Annotated in this window: 1 protein-coding gene; it reads right to left on the reverse strand. The window is 64.0% G+C overall.

Going from position 1 to position 903, the window contains the following annotated elements:
• Window positions 1-903 (reverse strand): condensation domain-containing protein (locus ACPCUW_RS35110; RefSeq protein WP_423429692.1); only part of this gene is annotated, 903 nt, incomplete at both ends.

The following is a 903-nucleotide window of genomic DNA, read 5'->3' on the forward strand; positions in this document are numbered from 1 at the left end:
CTCGGGAACCGACGTCGCCGAGCGTGTGTGCGTGTGCAGTACGGCGCGGTTGCCGATTTCGTCCAGCCGGGTGTGTTCGGATTCGTCGAGCAGGTCCACCGACGACAATGACCGCCCCGGGTCGCGGGTGATCGCGATCAGTGTTCGTTCCAGCCGTTGGATGAGTGTTTCGATGGTGGTGGTGTCGAAGATGTCGGTGCGGAATTCCACTGTGCCGGTGAGTCCGGCGGAGTCGCCGTTGTCGGTGAAGCGTTCGCCGAGGGAAAACGCTAGGTCCATGCGGGCGGTGTGGGTGTCCAACGGAAGCGAGGTGACGTCGAGGTCCTCGAGCTGCAACCCGGCGGTGGATTCGTTGTTCTCGGCGAAGTTCTGCCAGGCCAGCAGCACTTGGACGAGGGGATGATGCACCAGTGACCTGGCGGGGTTGAGCCGCTCGACCAGTACCTCGAACGGCACGTGTTGGTGCTCGAACGCTTCCAGGCTGCGTGTCCGGACCTGAGTCAGTAATTCGGTGAAGGTGGGATCGCCGGTCAGGTCGACTCGGAGGACGAGGGTGTTGACGAAGAAGCCGACCAATTCGTCGAGGGCGGGGTCGTCGCGGCCGGCGACCACGAACCCGATTGCCACCTCGGGGCTGGCGCTGATTGTGGACAGGAGGACCGCGATGGCGGCCTGGATGACCATGAAGCCGGTCGCGTTGTGTTCGCGCGCGGTGCGGTTGATCTGCTGCTGCAATTCCGCGGGCCATTCGATTTTCAGGCTGGCGCCGTGGTGGTCGGTGGTTGGTGGGTAGGGTCGGTCGGTGGGGAGTTCGAGGTGTTCGGGCATTCCGGCGAGGGTGTGTTCCCAGTACTCGAGTTCGGTGGTGATGGGGCTGTGGGGGTCGTGTAGGTCGCCGAGTTG

This window comes from Nocardia sp. AB354 (genome assembly GCF_049538315.1).
Taxonomy (GTDB): Bacteria; Actinomycetota; Actinomycetes; order Mycobacteriales; family Mycobacteriaceae; genus Nocardia; species Nocardia nova.